Source organism: Ewingella sp. C233 (genome assembly GCF_055407225.1).
This window is the reverse complement of sequence record NZ_JBUZRI010000004.1, coordinates 267,238-290,558: the sequence shown is the minus strand read 5'-3', so window position 1 is coordinate 290,558 and position 23,321 is coordinate 267,238. Positions and strand designations below refer to the sequence as shown.

At 55.7% G+C, this 23,321-nt stretch carries 19 protein-coding genes; 12 read left to right on the top strand and 7 right to left on the bottom strand.

What is annotated here, in order from left to right; translation table 11 throughout:
• The first annotated feature begins 470 nt into the window (after positions 1-470).
• The 3 genes from ACZRKO_RS18850 (at position 471) to ACZRKO_RS18840 (ending at position 4,366) form a co-directional block, all read left to right on the top strand.
• Complete coding sequence (locus tag ACZRKO_RS18850; RefSeq protein ID WP_463738770.1) at positions 471-2,384, top strand: PTS mannitol transporter subunit IICBA; 1,914 nt, start codon at positions 471-473, stop codon at positions 2,382-2,384.
• Between the two features lie 141 nt (positions 2,385-2,525).
• Entirely contained in the window at positions 2,526-3,677 is a 1,152-nt protein-coding gene (locus tag ACZRKO_RS18845; protein ID WP_463738769.1) for a mannitol-1-phosphate 5-dehydrogenase, read from the top strand.
• Between the two features lie 140 nt (positions 3,678-3,817).
• On the top strand, positions 3,818-4,366 hold the full coding sequence (locus tag ACZRKO_RS18840; protein WP_463738851.1) for an MltR family transcriptional regulator: 549 nt from the start codon (positions 3,818-3,820) through the stop codon (positions 4,364-4,366).
• 5 nt (positions 4,367-4,371) lie between these two features.
• On the opposite strand, the gene ACZRKO_RS18835 is transcribed toward ACZRKO_RS18840, so the two are convergent.
• A complete protein-coding gene (locus ACZRKO_RS18835; RefSeq protein ID WP_463738768.1) occupies positions 4,372-4,980 on the bottom strand; it encodes a LysE family translocator in 609 nt (202 codons plus the stop codon).
• A 142-nt stretch (positions 4,981-5,122) separates the two neighbouring features.
• On the opposite strand from ACZRKO_RS18835, the gene ACZRKO_RS18830 reads away from it, so the two are divergent.
• Both ACZRKO_RS18830 and ACZRKO_RS18825 read left to right on the top strand, forming a co-directional pair.
• On the top strand, positions 5,123-6,637 hold the full coding sequence (locus tag ACZRKO_RS18830) for an aminotransferase-like domain-containing protein (RefSeq protein ID WP_463738767.1): 1,515 nt from the start codon (positions 5,123-5,125) through the stop codon (positions 6,635-6,637).
• Positions 6,638-6,702: 65 nt separating this feature from the next.
• Positions 6,703-7,065, top strand: a complete 363-nt coding sequence (locus ACZRKO_RS18825) for a YibL family ribosome-associated protein (protein ID WP_463738766.1) — start codon at positions 6,703-6,705, stop codon at positions 7,063-7,065.
• A 36-nt stretch (positions 7,066-7,101) separates the two neighbouring features.
• Here ACZRKO_RS18825 and yiiM read toward each other — a convergent pair whose 3' ends face one another.
• The 4 genes from yiiM to fdhD form a co-directional block, all read right to left on the bottom strand.
• Positions 7,102-7,782 (bottom strand): 6-hydroxyaminopurine reductase, encoded by a 681-nt coding sequence (gene yiiM, locus ACZRKO_RS18820; protein WP_463738765.1) that lies wholly within the window; start codon positions 7,780-7,782, stop codon positions 7,102-7,104.
• A gap of 118 nt (positions 7,783-7,900) precedes the next feature.
• Entirely contained in the window at positions 7,901-9,847 is a 1,947-nt protein-coding gene (locus ACZRKO_RS18815) for a methyl-accepting chemotaxis protein (RefSeq protein WP_463738764.1), read from the bottom strand.
• A 228-nt stretch (positions 9,848-10,075) separates the two neighbouring features.
• Positions 10,076-10,696: a superoxide dismutase [Mn] gene (gene sodA, locus ACZRKO_RS18810; RefSeq protein WP_463738763.1), complete on the bottom strand. Its 621-nt coding sequence runs from the start codon at positions 10,694-10,696 to the stop codon at positions 10,076-10,078.
• Positions 10,697-10,914: 218 nt separating this feature from the next.
• Entirely contained in the window at positions 10,915-11,760 is an 846-nt protein-coding gene (fdhD, locus tag ACZRKO_RS18805; protein ID WP_463738762.1) for a formate dehydrogenase accessory sulfurtransferase FdhD, read from the bottom strand.
• 144 nt (positions 11,761-11,904) lie between these two features.
• Between fdhD and fdnG the strand changes: the two genes are divergently transcribed.
• From fdnG to exaC, 6 genes are all read left to right on the top strand, one after another.
• Positions 11,905-14,952 carry a formate dehydrogenase-N subunit alpha gene (gene fdnG, locus ACZRKO_RS18800; protein ID WP_463738761.1) on the top strand — a complete coding sequence of 1,016 codons (3,048 nt, stop codon included), beginning with the start codon at positions 11,905-11,907 and terminating at the stop codon, positions 14,950-14,952.
• Positions 14,953-14,964: 12 nt separating this feature from the next.
• Positions 14,965-15,867, top strand: a complete 903-nt coding sequence (gene fdxH, locus ACZRKO_RS18795) for a formate dehydrogenase subunit beta (protein ID WP_463738760.1) — start codon at positions 14,965-14,967, stop codon at positions 15,865-15,867.
• The gene (gene fdoI / locus ACZRKO_RS18790) at positions 15,864-16,517 is read left to right on the top strand and encodes a formate dehydrogenase cytochrome b556 subunit (RefSeq protein WP_463738759.1); all 654 of its coding nucleotides are present in this window, start codon (positions 15,864-15,866) and stop codon (positions 16,515-16,517) included. Before fdxH ends, fdoI begins: the two co-directional genes overlap by 4 nt.
• Positions 16,514-17,443, top strand: a complete 930-nt coding sequence (gene fdhE, locus ACZRKO_RS18785; protein WP_463738758.1) for a formate dehydrogenase accessory protein FdhE — start codon at positions 16,514-16,516, stop codon at positions 17,441-17,443. Before fdoI ends, fdhE begins: the two co-directional genes overlap by 4 nt.
• Before the next feature lie 85 nt (positions 17,444-17,528).
• Positions 17,529-18,134, top strand: coding sequence for a glutathione S-transferase (locus ACZRKO_RS18780; RefSeq protein WP_463738757.1), 606 nt, complete (start codon positions 17,529-17,531; stop codon positions 18,132-18,134).
• Positions 18,135-18,292: 158 nt separating this feature from the next.
• Positions 18,293-19,831 (top strand): acetaldehyde dehydrogenase ExaC, encoded by a 1,539-nt coding sequence (gene exaC / locus ACZRKO_RS18775; protein ID WP_463738756.1) that lies wholly within the window; start codon positions 18,293-18,295, stop codon positions 19,829-19,831.
• A 50-nt stretch (positions 19,832-19,881) separates the two neighbouring features.
• Here exaC and ACZRKO_RS18770 read toward each other — a convergent pair whose 3' ends face one another.
• Entirely contained in the window at positions 19,882-21,120 is a 1,239-nt protein-coding gene (locus tag ACZRKO_RS18770; RefSeq protein ID WP_463738755.1) for an MdfA family multidrug efflux MFS transporter, read from the bottom strand.
• Between the two features lie 265 nt (positions 21,121-21,385).
• Here ACZRKO_RS18770 and ACZRKO_RS18765 point away from each other — a divergent pair, with 265 nt between their 5' ends.
• Positions 21,386-22,381, top strand: coding sequence for an acyltransferase (locus ACZRKO_RS18765; protein WP_463738754.1), 996 nt, complete (start codon positions 21,386-21,388; stop codon positions 22,379-22,381).
• Here the strand turns inward: ACZRKO_RS18765 and ACZRKO_RS18760 are convergent.
• The gene (locus ACZRKO_RS18760) at positions 22,378-23,298 is read right to left on the bottom strand and encodes a GlxA family transcriptional regulator (RefSeq protein ID WP_463738753.1); all 921 of its coding nucleotides are present in this window, start codon (positions 23,296-23,298) and stop codon (positions 22,378-22,380) included. The genes ACZRKO_RS18765 and ACZRKO_RS18760 overlap by 4 nt on opposite strands.
• Positions 23,299-23,321 lie beyond the last annotated feature (23 nt).

The following is a 23,321-nucleotide window of genomic DNA, read 5'->3' as shown; positions in this document are numbered from 1 at the left end:
GACTGACGTCATTCCCCTGTCATTTTCTTTCAACATCATCTCCGTCAACCCGCTCACGTACGTGATAAATACAGCTGAGTATTTTTTAAGCTGAATTTCAACGTCTGCCAAAAAATACTTTGTGATATAAGTCACATTTTAATAACAAATGCATACTACCAAATGGTGATGTTCGTCACGTTTCAATCACCTCCGTGTCTGTTTTTTGTCCTTTGTGGTTAATTTTCAAGCCTGTTTTGTGATCGCAGTCACCTAAAAGCGGGGTGTGGCGGGGGGTTGGGTGTGATCTCGCTCACGCATCGCGCGCTGGCTACGCGGTGCCATAATCACGTGGTAGAGTCCGCCTCGCAGACAGCAATTCGACGGACGGATTTTTAAAGCAGTGGCAAAAAAACCGTAGTAACCGTCACCGATAATTAACAGATATGACGCGCTCTTATTGTTAGCGCGTATCAATAGGGGTGCGTTTTATGTTTTCACCAAACGTTAAGGTCGGAGTTCAAAACTTTGGCCGCTTCCTGAGTAACATGGTGATGCCTAACATCGGGGCATTTATTGCCTGGGGTATCATTACTGCGTTGTTCATTCCTACCGGCTGGCTGCCGAACGAAACCTTAGCCAAACTGGTCGGCCCGATGATCACTTACCTGCTGCCGTTGCTGATCGGTTTCACCGGTGGGCGTCTGGTCGGCGGCGACCGCGGTGGCGTGGTCGGTGCAATCACCGTAATGGGTGTTATCGTCGGTGCGGATATGCCGATGTTCCTCGGTGCGATGATTGGTGGCCCGCTGGGCGGCTGGTGTATCAAGCGCTTTGACCGTTGGGTTGACGGCAAAATCAAAAGCGGCTTTGAGATGCTGGTTAACAACTTCTCAGCCGGTATTATCGGTATGCTGCTGGCGATCCTGGCCTTCCTGGCAATCGGCCCTCTGGTAGAAGCCCTGTCTAAACTGCTGGCTGCTGGCGTGCACATCATGGTTGTTCATAACCTGTTGCCGTTAGCTTCCATCTTTGTTGAACCGGCGAAAATCCTGTTCCTCAATAACGCCATCAACCACGGTATCTTCTCTCCACTGGGTATCCAGCAGGCGACTGAAACCGGTAAATCTATCTTCTTCCTGATCGAAGCGAACCCAGGTCCGGGTATGGGCGTTCTGATGGCCTATATGTTCTTCGGTCGTGGCAGTGCTAAGCAGTCTGCGGGCGGCGCGGCAATCATCCACTTCTTCGGTGGTATCCACGAAATTTACTTCCCATACGTGCTGATGAACCCGCGCCTGCTGTTGGCGGTAATTCTGGGCGGTATGACTGGCGTGTTCACCCTGACCATGCTTAACGGCGGTCTGGTGTCTCCAGCTTCACCGGGTTCCATCCTGGCTGTTTTGGCGATGACGCCAAAAGGCGCATACTTCGCTAACATTGCTGCTATCGTGGCGGCTTTTGCAGTCTCCTTCATCGTGTCTGCTTTCCTGCTGAAAACCACTAAAGCGAAAGAAGGCGATGACCTGGACGACGCAACCCGTCGTATGCAGGACATGAAAGCTGAGTCTAAAGGCGGCAAAGTAGCGACTGCGGGCGTAGCGGGCGACCTGTCTACCGTGCGTAAAATTATCGTAGCCTGCGACGCCGGTATGGGTTCCAGCGCCATGGGTGCCGGTGTACTGCGTAAGAAAGTGCAGGACGCAGGCCTGACCAACATCAGCGTGACCAACAGTGCGATTAACAGCCTGCCGGACGACGTTGATCTGGTCATTACCCACCGTGATTTGACTGAGCGCGCTATGCGTCAGGTTCCTCATGCGCAGCACATCTCGCTGACCAACTTCCTCGACAGTGGCTTGTACACTGACCTGACTGCCCGTCTGGTTGAAGTGAACAAATCCAGTCAATACAAAGAGAAAGTGACGACTACGCTGGGCGACAGTCTGGTGTCGGACAGTGAAAACGAAAACCTGTTCCGCATGAGTGAAAGCAACATCTTCCTCGGCTTACAGGCAACCAGTAAAGAACAGGCGATTCGTTTTGCCGGTGAGCAATTGGTGAAAGGCGGTTATGTTCAGCCGGAATATGTTGAAGCGATGCTGGCACGTGAACAGCTGACTTCCACTTACCTTGGCGAATCTATCGCGGTACCGCACGGTACTATCGAAGCGAAAGACCGCGTACTGAAAACCGGTATCGTATTCTGCCAGTATCCGGCGGGTATTCGCTGGGGTGACGATGAAGATGACGCAGCACGTCTGGTCATTGGTATCGCCGCACGTAATAATGAGCACATCAACGTGATAACCAAGCTGACCACCGCACTGGATGAAGACGGCGTTATCGACCGTCTGGCAAATACGTCCAGCGTGGAAGAAGTCCTGAGCATTCTTCGCGGTTAAGCGTTAAGTCATATGCCTTAAGTTTCAAACATAAAGAATTAGAGCGTCACTCAGCGGGTCTTACGAGACCCGCTTGTTGATTCGGAGCCGGGCGGCTCCCCAGCTTTACCTAATGATGGCCCCCGATTTGAAGGAAATATTATGAAAGCATTACATTTTGGCGCAGGTAACATTGGCCGCGGTTTTATCGGTAAATTACTGGCTGATGCCGGAATCGAACTGACGTTTGCGGATGTCAGCCCTGTCTTACTCGACGCGCTGAACAGCCGTAAAAGCTACGATGTGCACGTGGTCGGTGAGAAGGCGAGCGTTGAGCCTGTGCGCAACGTCAGCGCCGTCAACAGCGCCGGTCAGGATGCAATCAACCTGATCGCTGAAGTGGATTTAGTGACCACCGCCGTCGGCCCGACCGTGCTGGAAAAAATCGCACCAAACGTCGCCAAAGGTCTGGTTCTGCGTCATCAGCAGGGTAATGAATCGCCGCTGAATATCATCGCCTGTGAAAACATGGTGCGTGGTACCAGCCAGTTTAAACAGCACGTCTTCAATGCGCTGCCGGAAGATGAAAAAGTCTGGGTTGAAGCCCACGTTGGTTTCGTGGATTCTGCGGTTGACCGCATCGTGCCACCGGCCGCTGCTGGCACCACCGATCCGCTGGAAGTCACCGTTGAAACCTTCAGCGAGTGGATTGTTGACCAGACTCAGTTCAAAGGCCCGCTGCCGAAAATTGCCGGTATGGAACCGACTGACAACCTGATGGCCTTCGTCGAGCGCAAACTCTTCACGCTGAACACCGGTCACGCCATTACCGCGTATCTCGGTCAGCAGGCCGGTCACGCCACGATCCGCGATGCGATTCTGGACGAAAAAATTCGCCTGATTGTACGCGGTGCGATGGAAGAGAGCGGTCAGGTGCTGATCAACCGTTACGGTTTTGACCCGGAAAAACACTTCGCTTACATCGAAAAAATTATCTCCCGTTTTGAAAACCCGTACCTGCACGATGATGTTGAGCGCGTTGGCCGTCAGCCGCTGCGCAAACTTAGCGCCGGTGACCGTCTGATCAAGCCATTGCTGGGGACGCTGGAATATCGCCTGCCGCACAACAATCTGGTGATCGGTATCGCCGCAGCCATGCATTATCGCAGCGACGAAGATCAGCAGGCGAAAGAGTGGGTTGAATTACTGGAAAAAGTCGGGCCGAAAGCGGCGCTGGCGCAGGTGTCAGGCCTGCCGGAAGACGGAGACGTTGTCGCACAGGCGGTCAGCATCTACGAGAAAAAGAGTTTCTGATTTTTGCCAACACCAGGTAAATCAGGCGCTGTCGGGCAGGATAACGTGCCCGACACCCGCCTTTCACGGATGACAGCAGAGGCGTTATGGACACACCTGAAGCCGTAATTCATGACGCGATCCTTAAAGTAAGTAACTCGATGGAAAAAGCACAGGCGTTTGAGAACCGGGTACTGGAAAAACTGAACGCAGGGAAAACTGTGCGCAGCTTTTTGATGACTGCCGTGGAATTGTTGGCGGAAGCGCTGGATATTCTGGTGGTGCAGGTTTTCCGTAAAGATGATTACGCCGTCAAATATGCCGTTGAACCTTTGCTGACCGGTAACGGCCCGCTGGGGGATTTAACTGTGCGTCTGAAACTGATTTATGCGCTTGGCGTGATCAGCCGCCACGAGTATGAAGATGCCGAACTGCTGATGGCCCTGCGTGAAGAGCTGAACTACGACGGTGAAGATTACCGCTTCACCGACGACGAAATTCTCGGCCCCTTCGGCGAACTGCACTGTGTCACCGAACTGCCTCCAGCCCCCACCTTCCTTAAACCCGGCGAGGCTGACGAATCGCTGATCGCCATGCAGCGCCAGCGTTATCAGCAAATCGTCCGCTCCACGATGGTGTTGTCAATCACCGGTCTGATTGCACATATCAGCAATCAGCAGCCTTCGCGGCTTTCCCCGGTGAAAAAATAACGTACTTACATCAGTGCATGACGCACTTCGCCAATCAGCAGCCACAGCGCGGTAAGTGCCATCATGCCGCCCATAATGGTATTGAACAGTTTCAGTTTCCATTCAACGCGTAATGCCTGACGTAACCTGTCACCCATCACCACCCAAACCAGAATGCACGGAAGGTTGACCAGCGCGAAGCCGACGCAAATCAGCAGCGTGTGATGCAGCATATTGCCTTCCGGCGGCGTGAAGAGAATTGCCACGTTGGTCGCCATCAGCCAGGCTTTAGGGTTGATGGCCTGAAACAAAGCGCCGCCGACCAGATTCATCGGTTGCTGTTTTTCGCCCTCTTTTGGCGTGCCGGAACGGTAAATTTTCCATGACAGCCAAAACAGATACGTACAACCGATCACCGCCATTGGCAGGCGCACGACGTTCATCCAGCTGAGCAAAATCGCCAGCATCGAGGTCATCAGCGCGCATTGCACCACACAGCCGAGCGTGATCCCGAGCATCATCGGCACGCTGCGGCGCAGCCCGAAATTCACCCCCGAGGCGGCCAGCAGCAAATTATTAGGCCCCGGCGTGATCGACATCACCGTGACATAACTGACGAAAGCGGTATCCAGCATGTGTATTCCCCTGCATCTAAAATCTGTCCCTACAGAGTAAGGAGTCAGAGGGTTAGGTAACAGAGCCAAAAATACGCTATTGTCATGGTTACAGTTGTATGAGAAACCAACTGTACCTATTCACTTTTGCGGAACTGACACCATGGCCGAAATACTGACTTCGTTCACTGACGTTTCTACCGATACGCGCTACAACCAGCTGGCCGATAATCTTGCCGAAGCGATCCGCCGTGGCACCTTACCTGCGGGCAGCCGCCTGCCGTCGGTGCGCAGCAGTGCGCAGACTCACGGGGTCAGTATCAATACCGTGGTGGCGGCCTACCGGCGGCTGGAAGATCGCGGGCTGATAGAGGCCCGACCGCAATCGGGTTTCTACGTGCGCACAGCGCTCCCGGCGCTGGAGGTGCAGCATCAACTCCATGCGCCAGCCGCTAAGCCCGCCGAAGATGTTCTGGACCTCATCGACACCGTGTTTGCCGCGCAGATCAATCCGGCTTATACCAACCTTTCTCTGGCCTGCCCGCAGGCGAATGATTTCTATCCCGGCGCCAAACTGGGCCGCATCATGGCGTCGCTGCTGCGCCGTCAGCCGCACCTGATTGGTCAGTACGCGCTGCCGCCTGGCAATCTGGCGCTGCGTCAGCAAATCGCCCGGCGGTCGCTGGCGCTCGGTATGATGCTGGAAACCGCGGATATCACCCTGACGCACGGCTGCATGGAAGCCTTACAGCTTGCACTGCGGGTGACGACCAAGCCGGGTGACAGTGTGGGCCTTGAGACGCCAACCTATTTCTATCTGCTGCCGCTGCTGGCCAGTCTCGGGCTGAAAGCGGTGGAAATTCCGACCGATCCGCAGACCGGTTTATCGCTGGACGCGCTAGAATTGATGCTCAATGAGAAGCGCCTGAATGCGGTGATCGCTATGCCGACGGCGCAGAATCCGATGGGGTTTACCATGCCCCTGGTGGCGAAGAAACGGCTGGCACGGTTGATGAACGATCATCAAGTGCCACTGATCGAGGACGGGCTTTATGCAGAAATTCAGTTCAGCGATGCGCTCTCTCCGGCGGTGAAATCTTTCGACCGCAACGGCTGGGTGCTGTTTTGCACCAGCTTTACCAAAACGCTGGCGCCGGATTTCCGTATCGGCTGGATCGCCGGTGGCCGCTACGCGGAGCAGTTGCGTAAGCTGAAGGCCGTCTCTTCGATGTCCGAGTCCTCTTTGCTGTCGCAGACGCTGGCGGTGTTCCTCGAATCCGGCGGCTACGACCACCATCTGCGCGCACTGCGTCGCCGCTACGCTTCGCAGGTTGATGAAGCACGCGCGCTGATCGCCCGTTACTTCCCGCAGGGTACCCGTGCCACTCAGCCGATGGGCGGTTTCGTATTTTGGGTCGATTTCCCGGCGGGTGTCGACACGGTGGTACTGTTCCAGCAACTGCTGGATGAGAAAATCTGCATGACGCCGGGCACGCTTTATTCACCGAGCGGGCGCTACCGCAATGGCCTGCGACTGTCGTGCTGTTATCCCTTTAATGCGCGCTATACCGCCGCGCTGGCGCGCCTCGGGCAGCGTGCCTGTGAAATGAGCGGTCTGCCGCCGGGACTGGCTGAAACAACCTCTGACGCGCGGGCTGATGAAACCCGCACTTCCTGATACACTAGACATTATTATCTTGAGCAACATCGTGCCCGACGTGGCACGCACGGGTCGAAAACATTATGAAAGAAGTCGAAAAAGCCGAAATCAAACGCCTCAGCGACATGCTGGACGCACTGAATCACAAAGATGCGACGGTTATTCAGCAGGGTAACTCTGAACTGATTTCCAAGCATGAAGAAGAAAAAGAGAAGCTGGCGGCGGAAATCGCCCGTCTGAAAGACGTTCGCGTTACCAAGCTGAGCAAAGAAGCGCAAAAGCTGGCTACGCTGCCATTCAGCCGCGAAATCACCAAGAAAGAGCAGGCCGATATGGGCACGCTGAAGAAAGTCGTACGCGGCATTGTGGTGGTTCACCCGATGACGGCGCTGGGCCGCGAAATGGGCCTGAAAGTCGTGACCGGTTACGCGAAAAAAGCCTTCTGATTTAAATACCCTCCCTGTAAAAGGGAGGGTATTGTCCTATTTCCCCACCGAACCAAGCAATCTCCGTCCAAAATCCTCGATCTTGCGGTTCACCAGACGCATCTGCATGGTTTTATTCCAGCTGGCGGAAAGCCCCGCAGCGGCCATCAAACGGCGGTACTGTTCTTCATCGAAAGGCATATTGAAGGCGATTGATATCGCCTCCGCGACTGAAACCTCACTGTTGCGGGTCATCAGCTCAAACGTCCGGTCACCGCTGACACTGCCGGTGGCGATCACCCGGTACAGCCAGCCGCAGCGGCCGCTGTCCTGCAAGACCTGCGACATCTGCGGACAGTGCAGAAAACTATTCAGCTTATAGCAGGGCGAGCGCGGCTGGGTCACCTGAATCAGTGCGTCACCCCAGCGAAAAATATCACCAATAAACACGTTGTCTTCAGTCAGCCCCAGCGTGGACAGATTCTCGCCAAACGCCGGCGGATGAAAGCGATCCTCCTGTTCAGGAAAATGCTGGCGCAGCCAGGCGTAGTGTTCGCGTGGAAAGTGACACAGGGCGCGGTCCGGGCCGCCGTGGTATGACTTTTCAGCCTGCTCATCGCCTTCCAGCCCCAGTGAAGTCAGGTGCAGAACACCATTGACCTGACGCTTGCCGATAGCGCTGGGTGCATTGTTGTCATAGGATTTTATCGCGCCAATATATACGTCCGGGTAGTGCATAAAGCCTCCGTCATGCCGATGTCCAGACTTTCAGCATACCCTGCATTGCCGGTGCTAAAAAGTCGCAAAAAAAAATGCGCCGCAGCGGGCGCATTCTTATCTCAGCCTACCGGCAGTCTTAAAAGGTTTCCCAGTTGCCCTGCTGTGTGCTGGCCGGGTGGACCGGGGGCAGGGCTTTGGACGCCGGGCCGCGTTTGTTTTCCGGTACCACAAAATTGTCATTCTCTGACAACCTGAACACCGATACCGCATTGGTCAGCACGCGGGACTGGTCTTCCAGCGAATCTGCCGCTGCCGCAGATTGTTCCACCAGTGCGGCGTTCTGCTGCGTGGTGCTGTCCATCTCGACAATCGCCTGCGAAATCTGGGCAATGCCCCTGCTCTGTTCATCCGATGCGGACGCAATCTCGCCCATAATATCACGCACGTTGGTCACCGATTGCACAATGTCCTGCATGGTGCGGCCGGTGTTTTCGACCAGCTTCGCGCCGGTGTTGACCCGCTCGACCGACTCGGCAATTAGCCCTTCGATCTCTTTGGCCGCCTGCGCACTGCGCTGCGCCAGTGAACGGACTTCAGACGCCACAACTGAGAATCCGCGCCCCTGCTCACCGGCCCGCGCGGCCTCAACCGCGGCGTTCAACGCCAGAATGTTGGTCTGGAAGGCGATGCCGTTGATCACAGAAGTAATTTCGGCAATACGCTTCGAACTGCCGGAGATTTGCTGCATGGTGACGACAACATCGCCAACCTGTTTGCCGCCACGCGTAGCAGTTTGCGACGCCTCAGAAGCCAGTTTGCTGGCATGGTGGGCATTCTCGGCGTTCTGTTTCACCGTTGAACTCAGTTGTTCCATGCTGGCAGCGGTCTCTTCAACGGCGGCGGCCTGCTGCTCGGTGCGCGAGGATAAATCCGTGTTACCCGCCGCAATCTCGGCGGCGGCGTGGGAAACCTGACTGACGCCCATACGGATTTCATAAATCATATTACGCAGGTTCTGGCTCATCCCGGCCACGGCGTTCATCAACATACCCAGCTCATCACGACGCGGTGTGGACTGCGCCGCCGTCAGGTCGCCTTTGGCAATCAGCTCTGCTGTTGCGAGCGTAGCGCGCAGCGGACGGGTGATTTGACGGGTGATGCGCCAGGCGATCAGCGCACCGATAAACAGTGCTGCCAGAGTGATAACCGCCATCAGAATCAGCGCCCGGCTGATATCCCGGTGCGTGTTATCCAGCTCATTTTTAAAGATTTTGCTGACCAGCGTGTTCATCTCTGAGGCTTTGACCGACAGCAGCTGCGAGTTCTGCTGTTCACGCTCGTAAGCGGGCATATAGGCCACCACGTGAGATTTATAAGTCGCCAGCGCGCTCATCAGCGGTGCGAGCGTTTCTTGCTGGTTAGGAAGCAGCAGGGCGTTGAGTTTTTTGGCGTTAGCCTGCGTGTCATCGATGGCGTTAAGCAGCGTGGTTTCGGACTCTTTATCCATGTTCAGCAGCAGTCCGCGCACGTAATAACGCACGCTGATCAGTTTCTGAATCACCTCAGCCAGAGAGAGACGAATCGAGGGATCGGCATCTTCCACCCGCAGCTGATCCTGCAGGCGTTTAACCACATCTTCTGTTTCCGACAGATTCCAGCTTTTGCGCACGGCATCTTTTTCATCGATGGCCTGTTTAAATGCAGTCTGAGCCTGAATGTACTCTTTGATTTTTACCGGCACCTGATCCAGATTGGCCTGGCTCTGCGCGTCCCACTCCAGCCTGCCTTTCGAGGTATCGACCAGCTTTTGCAGATCCGCGATGCTGCGCTGGTTTTTAACCAGATAATCGGGATTGTAATTGAGCTGATAGAGCGTGCGGCTGAGCCGGGCATCGTTGAGCAACGTATTCATCTGGTTGCTGAAATCTACTTTTTCAGCGCGGTCGTTGATGTCTTTGAACTTCACCATACCGACTGCGGCGATCACCACCGCGATGAGTAAAACCAAACCAAAACCCAGTCCGAGTTTGGTGCCGACTTTCAGGTTTTCAATGCGTTGTGACAGACCTGTACCCTTTCCCATTACTGTTCTCCGCCGACGCGTTTGCCCATGAGGTAAGTTTTTGTGAAGCCTTTGTTAAAGGCATATCGGTGGACTTAAGACAAACTTTAGGGGTAGAGAGCGGCTTATTTGAGAACTGCGGGCGGGGTCTGATATTTGAACGTACAAACTGCAAAAGAAAGACATAAAAATGGCGGGGAAGACCCCGCCATTTGAGCAAACTGTACCCCGGTTAAGGGGGGCGCGAAATTACTTCGCTTCAGCCAGACGTTTTGCTGCTTCGTCCCAGTTCACAACAGCCCAGAACGCTTTGATGTAATCAGGGCGTTTGTTCTGATATTTCAGGTAGTAAGCGTGTTCCCACACGTCCAGACCCAGCAACGGGTAACCGGAAGCGCCAGAAACGGCTTCACCCATCAACGGGCTGTCCTGGTTAGCAGTAGAAACCACCGCCAGTTTGCCGTCTTTCAGAACCAGCCACGCCCAGCCTGAGCCGAAACGAGTGGTTGCTGCTTTTTCAAAGGTTTCTTTGAAAGCGTCAACGCTGCCGAAATCGCGTTCGATAGCCGCTTTCAGGTCGCCCTGCAAGGTGGTACCGGTTTTCAGGCCTTTCCAGAACAGGCTGTGGTTAGCATGGCCACCCGCGTTGTTACGCAGAGCCACTTTCTTGTCAGCAGGAACTTTATCGAGGTTAGCGATCAGTTCTTCAACCGACAGTTTTGCCAGTTCTGGCAGGCTTTCCAGCGCAGCGTTAGCGTTGTTAACGTACGCCTGATGATGTTTAGAGTGATGGATTTCCATCGTCTCTTTGTCGAAATGCGGTTCGAGTGCGTCGTATGCGTAAGGCAGTGATGGCAGTGAATAACTCATGTTCATCGTCTCCATAGTGTAGGGCGGCACCGTCATTGTGAGCACCGCGTAATCAGTCGGATCATTATAGTTAATTAAATGATATTGAAAATGATTATCTATGCTCCGCACTTTGTGCGGGTATTCGTAAGATGCTGTTATACGGGGCTTAGAGCGAGATTAACTAAGCCGTGCTGCAAACGGTCTAAGGCCTGATTCGGACCATTCTGCCGTAATGTTTACCCTTTCAGCCGCTGCGCATGCGTATACACCGTTGCCCGGCCGGGTTTGCTGAAACCAACCAGCGTCAGGTTACAGCGTTCGGCGACATCGACGGCGAGTTGGGTGGCGGCCGAGACGGCAAACAGGATTTCCACACCGCACATGGCCGCCTTCTGTACCATTTCGTAGCTGGCGCGGCTGGAAACCAGCGCGGCGCCGGCCTGCCAGTCTGGTTTTTTCGCCCGCACGCCGAGGATTTTATCCAATGCGACGTGGCGGCCGACGTCTTCGCAGCCGCCGAGCAGTTTGCCCTGCGGGCTGAGCCAGGCACCCGCGTGGGTGCAACCGGTCAGTTGGCCGATAGTTTGTACCGATTTCAACTGATGCAACGCACTGTCCAGATTCGACAAATCAAACGTCTGTGTGAACGGTAATGGCGCAACGGGGCGAAAGAGATCGCCAAGCTGCTCAATGCCGCACACTCCGCAGCCGGTGCGGCCAGCCATTGCGCGCCGTCGCTCTTTCAGCCCGGCGAAACGGCGGGTGGATAACTCAATGTTAACTTCTATGCCATTGCAGTTCGATGACACATCGATGCCGTAGATATCAGCCACCGATTCGATAATCCCTTCAGACAGCGAAAACCCCAGCGCAAAGGCCTCGAGCTCTTTGGGCGACGCCATCATCACAACGTGCGAGATGCCGTTGTACACCAGCGCGACCGGCACTTCTTCGGCAATCCAGTCATCCTGCGGCGCATCGAGATGTCCGCGTTGCATCACCTTTTTACGGGTGGCACCGATGATCTGCGTCACTTTTTGGTCATCTTTTTCGTCAAATTCGTTTACGCGATGGACATCCATTGGCAATAACCTTATAAACATTCCGGTTACAATAGACCACAATTACAGTCCGGATTTAATACACTATTTTAGCGCCCCTCGCTGCGGCGGGGAAAGCGCCAATGTGAATGCAATGTGTTAACAAATGATAGGAAGGAGTCTTTCATGCAGGTCAGCAGAAGACAGTTATTTAAGATCTGCGCGGGCGGAATGGCAGGAACCACAGCGACGTTACTCGGTTTTGCGCCGTCGCTGGCGCTGGCGGAAACCCGTCAGTATAAGTTGCTCCGCTCGCGGGAAACCCGCAACAACTGTACCTATTGCTCGGTCGGCTGTGGCATTTTGATCTACAGCCTGGGTGACGCTGCCAAGAACGTCAGCGAAAACATCTTCCATATAGAAGGTGACCCGGACCATCCCGTCAGTCGAGGCTCGCTGTGCCCTAAAGGGGCGGGCGTGCTGGATTATATTCACAGCAAAGGCCGCCTGACGCATCCGGAATACCGCGCGCCGGGCTCTGATAAGTGGCAGCGCATCAGTTGGGACGAGGCGATTTCCCGTATCGCCCGCCTGATGAAAGATGACCGCGACGCTAACTTCGTCGAAAAGAACGACAATAACGTGACCGTCAACCGCTGGCTGACCACGGGTATGCTCTGTTCGTCGGCGGCGAGTAACGAAACCGGCCTGCTGGACCAGAAATTCACCCGCGCGATGGGGATGCTGGCGATCGACTGCCAGGCCCGCCTGTGCCACGGCCCGACCGTTTCGGCGCTGGCGCCAAGTTTTGGCCGCGGTGCGATGACTAACAACTGGGTGGACATCAAAAACGCCAACGTGATTTTAATCATGGGCGGCAATGCCGCCGAAGCCCATCCGGTCGGTTTCAAATGGGTGATTGAGGCGAAAACTCGCAATAACGCTAAAGTCATCGTGGTCGATCCCCGCTTTAACCGCAGTGCCGCCGTCGCCGATATCTACTCCCCGATCCGCGCCGGTTCCGATGCCGTTTTCCTGCTCGGCATGATCAACTACCTGATCACCCACGACAAAATCCAGCATGACTACGTGCGCGAATACACCAATGCCAGCCTGCTGGTGCGGGAAGATTTTGCCTTTAATGATGGTCTGTTCAGCGGTTTTGACGCCGCGAAGAAAACCTATAATAAAGAGAGCTGGCACTATCAGCTGGACGAAAACGGCTTCGCGAAGCAGGACAAAACCTTGCAGGACCCGCGCTGCGTGTGGAATTTGCTGAAACAGCACGTCTCCCGCTACACGCCGGAACTGGTCGAGCGCCTGTGCGGCACCTCGAAAGAGGATTTCCTGCTGATAAGTTCGGTTCTGGCCGAAACCTGCGCGCGCGACAAAACCTCCACCATTCTCTACGCGCTGGGCTGGACTCACCATACCGGCGGCGCGCAAATGATCCGCTGTGCGGCGATGATTCAGCTGCTGCTCGGCAACATCGGTATGCCGGGCGGCGGAGTGAATGCGCTGCGCGGGCACTCGAATATTCAGGGCTATACCGATCTCGGTTTACTGTCGCTGAACCTGCCGGGCTACATCGGTTTACCTTCTGAAAAGCAGACATCCCTGACGCAATACCTGAAAGAGATCACGCCGTCTGCGCTGCTGGACGGGCAGGTCAATTTCTGGAAAAACACGCCGAATTTCTTCGTCAGTATGATGAAAAGCTTCTGGGGCGATCACGCGCAGGCGAATAACGACTGGGGCTACGACTGGTTGCCGAAGTGGGATAAAAGCTACGACGTGATGCAACAGGCTGAGCTGATGGCCCAAGGGAAAATGAACGGTTACATCGTGCAGGGCTTCAATCCGCTGGCGGCATTCCCGGACAAGAACAAGTCTTCGCGTGCGCTCGCAAAACTCAAGTACATGGTGGTGATTGACCCGCTGGTCACCGAGTCTTCCAACTTCTGGCAAAACCACGGCGCAATGAACGACATTCAGACCGCCGAGGTGCAGACCGAAGTGTTCCGTCTGCCGTCGTCCTGTTTTGCCGAAGAGAACGGTTCGATTGTGAACTCAGGCCGCTGGTTGCAATGGCATTTCCAGGCCGCTGAGCCACCGGGTGAAGCATTGCACGACGCCAAAATCATTGCCCGCCTGTTTATGAAAGTGCGCGAGCTGTATCAGAAAGAGGGCGGTGCCAACCCGTTGCCGGTGCTGAACATGGCGTGGGACTATCAGGACCCGCTTGACCCGTTGCCGGAGGAGATCGCCCGCGAAGCCAACGGCAAAGCGCTGGCCGATCTCACCGATCCGCAGGGCAATATGGTGGCGAAAAAAGGCCAGCAACTCTCCACCTTCGCTCAGCTAAAAAACGATGGCAGCACCGCCAGCTTCTGCTGGGTTTACACCGGCAGCTGGACCGAGGCCGGTAACCAGATGGCGCGCCGTGACAATGCCGATCCGTCTGGTCTCGGCTGTACCTCCGGCTGGGCGTGGTCGTGGCCACTCAACCGCCGCATTCTCTATAACCGCGCGTCCGTAGACCCGCAGGGCCAGCCGTGGGATCCGAAACGCGAAATCATCCGCTGGGATGGCGCGAAATGGGCTGGTTTTGACGTCGCGGACTACAGCAATGCCGCGCCCGGCAGCGGCGTCGGGCCGTTTATCATGCAGCCCGAGGGCATGGGGCGTCTGTTTGCCGTTGATAAAATGGCCGACGGTCCGTTCCCGGAACACTACGAGCCGATTGAAACGCCGATCGGCACCAACCCGCTGCACCCGAACGTAATTTCCAACCCGGTGGCACGCATCTTCGCCAGCGATCTGCCGAATATGGGCACGGCGGCGGACTTCCCGTATGTCGCTACCACCTATTCCATCACCGAGCTGTTCCGTCACTGGACCAAGCACGCGCTGCTTAACGCCATTGCTCAGCCTGAGCAGTTTGTGGAGATCGGCGAAGCGCTGGCGAAATCCAAAAATATTGCGGCCGGCGACAGCGTCAAAGTGTCGTCCAAGCGTGGCTATATTCTGGCGAAAGCGGTGGTGACCAAGCGAATCAAGACCTTAACCATTGACGGTAAACCGGTCGATACCATCGGTATTCCCTGTCACTGGGGTTTTGAGGGGGAAACCCGCAAAGGCTTCCTGGCGAATACGCTGACGCCATCGGTAGGTGACGCCAACTCGCAAACGCCGGAGTTCAAGGCGTTTCTGGTCAACCTGGAAAAGGCGTAAGGGAGACGAATTATGGCAATGCAATCTCAGGACATACTTCGTAAGTCCGCAACCAATGATTTTACCCCTGCGCCGCGTGCGCGGGACCATCAGCAGGAAGTGGCGAAGCTGATTGACGTGACCACCTGCATCGGCTGCAAAGGCTGCCAGGTGGCCTGTTCCGAATGGAACGACCTGCGCGATGACGTCGGCCACAATACTGGCGTGTATGACAATCCGATGGATTTGAGCGCTAAATCCTGGACGGTGATGCGTTTTTCCGAAGTCGAGGAGAACGGCAAACTGGAATGGCTTATCCGCAAAGATGGCTGTATGCACTGCGCCGATCCGGGCTGCCTTAAAGCCTGCCCGGCGGAAGGGGCAATTATTCAATACGCCAACGGTATCGTCGATTTTCAGTCGGAACACTGCATCGGCTGCGGATACTGCATCGCCGGATGTCCGTTCAACGTGCCGCGCATCAACCCGCAGGACAACCGTGCCTATAAATGTACGCTGTGCGTGGATCGCGTGACCGTGGGTCAGGAACCGGCCTGCGTCAAAACCTGCCCGACCGGTGCCATTCATTTCGGCACCAAAGAAGCCATGAAAGATCTGGCGGCTGAACGCGTCAGCGAACTTCAGGGCCGCGGCTTTGAGCACGCCGGTTTGTACGATCCGCAAGGCGTTGGCGGCACGCACGTGATGTACGTGCTGCACCATGCCGACAAACCCGAGCTGTACCACGGTTTGCCGAAGGATCCGGTTATCAGCCCGGCTATCACGTTATGGAAAGGCATCTGGAAGCCGCTGGCCGCCATCGGCTTCGCCGCGACCTTTGCGGCCACCGCATTCCACTTCCTCGGCGTGGGGCCGAACTATGTAAAAGAGGAAGAGCCTGCTGAAGAAGAACATGACGAGGAGAGAAAGCCATGAAAAAACAGAAGTTAATCCAGCGTTATAGCCTGCCGGAACGCCTCAATCACTGGATCGTGGCTTTTTGCTTTGTAACTCTTGCGCTCAGCGGACTGGGCTTCTTTTTCCCGTCCTTTAACTGGCTGATGAATATTTACGGCACACCGCAGCTGGCGCGTATCCTCCATCCGTTCTTCGGCGTGGTGATGTTCCTCTCTTTCCTCGGGATGTTCTTTCGTTACTGGAAGCACAATCTGCCGGAAAAAGATGACATTGTGTGGGCGAAGAATATCGGAAAAGTACTCACGAATCATGAGGTTGGCGATACCGGCCGTTATAACTTCGGCCAAAAATGCGTGTTTTGGGCGGCGATCAGCTGCCTGGTCTTGCTGATGGCGAGTGGCGTCATTATCTGGCGTCCGTGGTTTGCGCACTTTTTCCCGATCCCGCTGATCCGTCTGGCTTTGCTGGTGCACTCTCTGGCCGGCATCGGTCTGATTCTGGTCATTATCATGCACGTCTACGCGGCAACCTGGGCGAAAGGGTCGATTACCGCCATGACGCATGGCAAGGTCCCGTCGTCATGGGCGAAGTATCACCATCCGCGCTGGTACCGTGAAGTGCTGGCAAAGCAGCAGGAAAAAGCGGACAACAAGAGGAAAGCCGGATGAGTATCCAGATTGTTCCCCAGGATGAACTGGCTGATGGCAAAAAAACGGCGGGGAATATCCCGCCAGTGCTGTTCGCCAACCTGAAAACCCTTTATCAGCGCCGTGCTGAGCGGCTGCGTCATCTGGCAGAAGAGAGCCCGCTGGACGAGTACCTGAACTTTGCGGCGTCGATGTGCGATGCACAACAACGTGTGCTGAAAGAATTCCCGCAGGAGATTGATCTCAGCGACGAGTTGCACAAAGTCGCCGGTAAACCGCCTCTCGACGGTACTTTGTTTGCGCGTACGCCGCACTGGCTGGTGTTGCTGGATGCACTCATCGCAGCGCTGAAACCGGGGGCGTCGGAACCGGTGCGTCTGGTTCTGGAGCGTCTTGAACATTCGCCGAACCTGCAGCGCGAAATGATGGCGACGCATTTGCTGAACCAGGATTTTAAATACGTACCCGCCGACAAAGCGCCGTTTATCTGGGCCGCGTTGTCGCTCTACTGGGCGCAGATGGCAGCACAGCTTCGTGGCGTTGGCCGCGCAGACTACGGTGAAAACCGCCAGTTCTGCCCGGTTTGTGGCAGCCTGCCGGTCTCTGCCGTGGTGACGCTGGGTGCCATCACCGGTCTGCGCTATCTGCATTGCAGCCTGTGTGAAACCGAGTGGCACGTGGTGCGCGCCAAGTGCAGCAACTGCGAAGAGATGGAAAAACTGCACTACTGGTCTTTAGAGGACGGCTCGACCAACAGCGACCATGCTGTAGTGAAAGCCGAAACCTGTGACGACTGCGGATCCTACCTGAAAGTCATCTATCAGGAGCAGGATCCGCAGGCCGACGCCGTGGCCGACGATCTCGCGACACTCTGGCTCGACCAGCGCATGGAAGAAAAAGGCTTCGCCAGCAGCAGTATCAACCCGTTCCTGTTCCCTGCCTCGTAAAGTCTTAAAGTGAGCAGCCCGTACTGGTAAAACAGTCCGTGGCTGCTAGTTTTAAACAAGGCTTTGAGAAGAGACGGAGGCTTTGATGCAGTTAATCGGCAGCTACACCAGTCCTTATGTACGCAAAATATCCGTGATGCTGCTGGAAAAGGGTATCGCGTTTGATTTCGTCAATGACCCGCCCGCCAATCCGGGCAGCAAGGTCACGCAATTTAACCCGCTGGGCAAAGTCCCGGCGCTGGTTACCGATGAAGGCGAGGTGTTTTTTGACTCGCCGATCATTGTCCAGTTTATCGAACTGCTGAATGTCTCCCCAACGCTGCTGCCGTGGCAACCTCTGGAAGCCCTGCGCGTGCGGCAAGTCGAAGCACTGGCTGATGGCGTCACCGACGCCGCCGTGGCGCTGGTGCTGGAGAGCAAACGCGACGCCGACAAGCGTAACGAAGAGTGGGTTATCCGTCAGCGCGCAAAATTGCTGCGCGGCCTCGACGTCCTCGAACGGCATGCCAAACACCGCACGTTGCTGAATGGTGAAAGCCTCAACGTGGCCGATATCGCCGTCGCCTGCTGCATCGGCTATCTCAATTTTCGCCGCGTGGCGCCCGGCTGGTGTGTCGAACATCCGACACTAATATCGCTGGTGGAACGCCTGTACCAGCGCGAGAGTTTCGCCCGCACCACGCCTGCCTGATCACCTGCCTGGACATCCCGTGCGCCTGCGGTTGAAAAGTTGTGAGGCGCCTCGAAGAGTTCTCTTTACATCCCGCGGGTTGTTTTCTCACCACCTACGCTTTATGCAGCGAGCAAAGTTTCGCACCCATCGCATTACGCTGCATAAGGATCATCATCATGGCTTATGACAAAAACCCTCAGGCCGTTAAACCGGAAGAGTATGGTTTCCCGCTTAAACTGCAAAAACGCTACGACAACTTTATCGGCGGCGAATGGGTCGCGCCGGTGAAAGGGGAATATTATTCCAACCTGACGCCCATTACCGGCGAACCCCTGTGTGAAGTCGCGAGTTCAAGCAAGGAGGATGTTGAACTGGCGCTGGACGCCGCGCACGACGCCAAAGCTGCCTGGGGCAAGCGTTCCGTGCAGGAGCGCGCCAATCTTCTGAACCGCGTGGCCGACCGCATGGAGCAGAATCTCGAACTGCTGGCCAATGCCGAAACCTGGGATAACGGTAAACCGATCCGTGAAACCACCGGCGCCGATGTGCCGCTGGCTATCGACCATTTCCGCTACTTCGCCGCCTGCGTTCGTGCACAGGAAGGCGGGATCAGTGAAATCGACAGCGAAACCGTGGCCTACCATTTCCATGAGCCGCTGGGCGTGGTGGCGCAGATTATTCCGTGGAACTTCCCGCTGCTGATGGCCTGCTGGAAAATGGCGCCGGCGCTGGCCGCCGGTAACTGTATCGTGCTCAAACCGGCCAAACTGACGCCGCTCTCAGTGCTGTTGCTGATGGATCTGGTGAAAGACATCCTGCCGCCGGGCGTGATCAACGTGGTTAACGGTGCGGGCGGTGAGATTGGCGAATATCTGGCGACGTCTAAACGTATTGCCAAAGTGGCCTTTACCGGTTCCACCGAAGTGGGCCAGCAGATTGCCGGTTACGCGGCGCAGAACCTGATCCCGGCCACGCTGGAGCTGGGCGGTAAATCCCCGAATATCTTCTTCGCCGACGTCATGGACAAAGAGGACTCCTTCTTCGATAAAGCGCTGGAAGGCTTCACGCTGTTTGCCTTCAATCAGGGTGAAGTCTGTACTTGCCCGAGCCGTGCGCTGGTACAGGAGTCGATTTACGACCGCTTTATGGAAAGGGCCATCAAACGCGTGGAAGCTATCAAAACCGGTAACCCGCTGGATGCCGAAACGCAGATGGGGGCGCAGGTCTCGGCCGGGCAGATGAAAACCATTCTGGATTACATCGAAATCGGTAAAAAAGAGGGCGCGCAGGTGCTGACCGGCGGCGCGAAGAAAAAACTGGAAGGGGCGCTTAACGAAGGCTACTACCTGCAACCGACCATCCTGCTGGGTAAAAACAGTATGCGGGTATTCCAGGAGGAGATTTTCGGACCGGTGCTGGCGGTGACAACGTTCAAAGACATGAAAGAAGCACTGGAAATCGCCAATGACACCGCTTACGGACTGGGCGCAGGCGTCTGGAGCCGCGACGGCAACGTGGCCTATCACATGGGACGCAATCTTCAGGCTGGCCGCGTATGGACCAACTGTTATCACGCTTACCCTGCGCACGCGGCGTTCGGGGGTTACAAACAGTCGGGTATCGGGCGAGAAACGCACAAGATGATGTTGGACCATTACCAGCAAACCAAATGTCTGCTGGTCTCGTACTCTGATAAACCGATGGGCCTTTTTTAACGTTTTTTGCTGCTCTTCCTTAGCAGGGAGAGCAGCAAGGTTTACGGATATTACGCCGCGTTATTAGGTGCCACAAACACCTGACGGCGGCGGATAAACACGGCAACCAGCGCCAGCCAGCAGAGGCCGCTGATCAGGTTGAACAGATTGAATAATCCGCTGCCGCCCCCGACGTAAGCCACTTTTGCCAGTTCGATACCCAACGTGAACACCATCATGCTGATCATCCCCATGGCGGCGGAAACGGTGCCTTTGCTCATGGTGCTGGAAAACAGCGTCAGGCGGTACAAACCGGCGTTCGCCACACCAATGCCGAAAGCGTAGAAGCTCAGCCCGGCGGTCATCCACAGGTAGGCGTGGCCGGAGAGCAGCGTCGCGGCGGCGGCGATCACTAAACCGAGCACCATCGGGCCTGCACCCAGTTTGATCAACTGCTCAACGCTGCGTTTACCGGTCAGCTTCGCCAACGTGATGTTACCCATAATCAGCGCGCCAAAAATCGGAACCTGCAATAGACCGTACTCGAACGGGGGCAGGCCTTCGCCGCTGATCAAAATCACCGGCGACTGCGCAATCCACGCCAGCAGCGGCAGGCTGGCAAAACCAATCGCCAGAGCGCCGCACAGGAACTGACGGTTTCTCAGCACCTCTTTATAATCTTTCCACAGGCTTTTCATCGAGAAGGCTTCACCGAGGCGCGACGCGGTTTCCGGCATGGATTTCCACAAACCCCAGAAGGCAATCGCGGCCAGAAGGGCGAACAGCACAAACATGGTTTCCCACGGCGCAAACTGCACCAGCGCTGCACCGGCCAGCGGCCCAAGCAGCGGGGCGATCAGGGCGACGTTCGCCATCATCGCGGTAATTTTAATACACACCGACTCTTCGAAAGATTCCTGAATCGCTGCGTAACCCACTGCGCCGATAAAGCACAGGCTGATGCCCTGTAAAAAGCGCATCACCATAAACTGTTCAATACTCTGCACGAACAAAATCGCCAGACAGGTGATGATGAAAAAGCCCACCCCGGCCAGCATGACCGGGCGACGCCCACGGCGGTCCGACAGCGGCCCCAGCAGCCATTGCAGGAACATACCGCCAGCTAAATAGGCCGTCATTGACGTCGGTACCCACTCTTCACCGGCGTTAAAACCTGCCACCACGGCCAGCATACCGGGCTGGATCATATCGTTACCGATATAGGTGGCGAATTCGAAAAGCACCAGGCAAAGAGGGAACAGAAGCGCCCGCCGGCCCAGAAGGGACGCAGTATTTGGAGAGTTATGCATTGTTGTTATTTCACAGACGTAAGGCTAATTAATTGGCTCTTTAAGAGAAAATAACCAGCAAGAAAATAGGGACTGTCCGGGCGGGTAACGCAGGCGGAGGCAGTAATGGCGGCTATTTTGCCGATTATTTGACCGTGGTGCAATCACCCTTTGTGAGGTTAAGCACTTTCTGAGAGTGTGACTTTCAGGTTGTTAGCCATGCTCAGGCCCGTTAACCTGCCAACAGAGCGGTATCAACTCAGTCAGGGGAAGGAATGCGCAGTCGATGAGTCACAAAATCAGCTGGATAGATAATCTGCGGGCAGTGGCCTGCATGATGGTAGTAATGATCCACGCCAGCACGGCACAGGTGGTGAATTTCCCGGCGATCCATTCTGCCGAATGGACGGTGGCAAACCTTCTGAACTCTGCCTCGCGGGTTGGCGTGCCGCTGTTCTTTATGATTTCCGGCTACCTGTTTTTTGGTGAGAAGAGCGCCGCGAAACGGCATTTCTTACGTATCGGACTTTGCCTGCTGTTCTACAGCGTGGTGTCGCTGATTTATATCTACAGCCTGACAAATATCGGTTTTTGGCCCTCCCTGAAGCATATTCTGCAAAAACCGGTGTTTTATCACCTTTGGTTCTTCTACGCGATCGTGGTGATTTACCTGCTTTCGCCATTTATCCGCGTAAAAGAGGTGACGGGACGCTATGTGCTGGTGGCGGGAATTTTTCTCGGTGTGCTGGCTAATCCGCAGCTACCGATACTGAACTGGCAGGGCGTGCATCTTTTACCGCTCAATCTCTATATCGGCGGTGATACATTCTATTATCTGCTTTATGCGCTGATGGGCCGCGCCATCGGCATGATGAATACACAGAAAACCGGCATTAGCGTGGCGGCGGGCGCTCTGTTTATTCTCAGTACGCTGGGCATCGCCTGGGGAACACGGCATCAGTCACTGATTAATCAGAACTTCGCCGATACCTTCTACGTCTACTGCGGCCCGCTGGTGTTTATCTCCACCCTCTCTCTGTATGTGATATGCAAAAACATGTTATCAGCGCGCATTTTGCCGGGATTAGCGCTGATCTCCCGCCATTCGCTGGCAATCTACGGTTTTCACGCCCTTATCGTTATCGGCCTGCGCGCCGCACGTATCGGTTTCCCCCAATGGCCGCTGCTCAACGTCGCTTTTCTTTTTACCTGCGGCCTGTTGGGGAGCCTGATACTGGCGATATTACTGAGGAAAGTGGACCGGCGAAAATGGGTGAGTTAACTCTCCATCCACCTCTCCTGAGCCCGTCTGAACTGCCTTGCTGAGGTGAAACCCGCCGCCAGTGCGGCTTTCTCAATCCCGAAACCTTGTTGCAGCCGCTGGCTGGCGACCGCGATGCGCAGTTGTTCATGGTAGTCGCGCACGCTGATCCCCAGATGTTGTTTAAAGAGGCGTGTCAGATGGCGGCTGCTGATGTGGGATTTCACGGCGACCTCTTCGACCTGCCATGAGGATTCCGGCGCCGCGGCCATCAGGTTTTGCGCACGGTGAACAGCCGGATGCAGATGATTGCGATAACGCAGCCACGGCGACAGCTGCGGGTCATCGCCCGCGCGGCGAAAATAAACCACCATCTCGCGGGCCACGTCCAGCGCGGCCTGCGCGCCGAGACGGCTGGAAATGATGTGCAGCGAGAGGTCGATGCCGGCGGTGATCCCCGCGCTGGTCAGAATAAAACGGTCTTCGACAAAAATGCGGTTGTCTTTCACCTGTGCGGCGGGCACCTGCTGGCGTAAACGGGCGATCACGTCATGGTGCGTGGTGCACTGATAACCGTCGAGCAGGCCAGCCTGACCGGCCAGCAGACTCCCGGAGCAGATACACACCAGCGTGATGTCGCCGCGTTCGATGGCCAGTTTTTGCCGTTTTAGCCAGTCGCGTGCTACCACGGCAACCGGTGTCGCGAAGTTTTCGGCCGAGTGTTCAACCCCCGGCACAATAATCAGGCTGCCCGGCGCAGGATTTTCCGGCAGCGGTTGCAGCCGCCCGACCACCAGACCGGTGGACATCTCGGCTTCTTCCTGCGGGCTCACGTAATGCAGCCGGAAAGCGCCCGTCAGCCGCAATGCTTCGCCGGGACCGGCCAGGTCGAGTGCCATGACGCCCGGCAGCGTGATGAAATAGATGTCCTGCGCCATAGAGGCCTCTTTATGTCACGGCG